This window comes from Pauljensenia sp. UMB3104, assembly GCF_030217285.1.
Lineage (GTDB): Bacteria > Actinomycetota > Actinomycetes > Actinomycetales > Actinomycetaceae > Pauljensenia.
On record NZ_JASONN010000557.1, the window covers coordinates 1 to 240 of the forward strand.

Here is a 240-nt window from a genome sequence, read left to right on the forward strand (position 1 = left end):
AAGTGGACGAGAATCAGCAAGAGCATCGAGGGCAGCGATATGAGCTTCTGCAAGATCTCGAACGTGGATGTAGTCGCGAACGCATGTACCGTCCGGAGTGTCATAATCCGATCCGAAAATCCTGGCGGGCTCATCGCGTTCAACACGATCGAGAACCATCGGAACCACGTTCAAGATTGCCAGATCTGCTAGATCATCCCAGCCAGCACCGGCAACATTAAAGTAGCGCAACCCGATCCA

The 240-nt window shown here is 52.9% G+C and carries 1 protein-coding gene; it reads right to left on the reverse strand.

The window, feature by feature from the left end; genetic code table 11:
* Nucleotides 1-240: NAD-dependent epimerase/dehydratase family protein (locus QP415_RS12775; protein ID WP_285100322.1), on the reverse strand; the 240-nt coding region annotated here is incomplete at both ends.